Below are 239 nucleotides of genomic sequence, written 5' to 3'. Positions count from 1 at the left end.
CTTCTTGTTCAGTAAATCCTAACTTTGATAGTGCTAAACGCAATGTGTGCTTGCGCCACTGCGTTACATTGTCTTTTAGCTCTGGCTGTTGCAGGGCGGCAAGTTGCCGGCATTGTTGCCAGTATTGAGGGCCTTGTTCTTGGTAGCGTGGTAATGCATTTAAGTAATTTTGTTGGGCGCTAACGGCTGCTTTTATAATTGGGTGGTTGTTGTATAGCGTGTCGTCTAAATCAAAGCTC

The 239-nt window shown here is 45.2% G+C and carries 1 protein-coding gene; it reads right to left on the bottom strand.

Going from position 1 to position 239, the window contains the following annotated elements:
- Positions 1 to 239, bottom strand: a 239-nt coding sequence (locus SB756_RS34765) for a hypothetical protein (protein ID WP_410913846.1), incomplete at both ends; no start/stop codon positions are given.

The organism is Pseudomonas sp. SIMBA_068 (genome assembly GCF_046534705.1).
In the GTDB taxonomy this organism is placed as follows: domain Bacteria; phylum Pseudomonadota; class Gammaproteobacteria; order Pseudomonadales; family Pseudomonadaceae; genus Aquipseudomonas; species Aquipseudomonas putida.
This window is presented reverse-complemented; position numbering and strand designations above follow the sequence as displayed.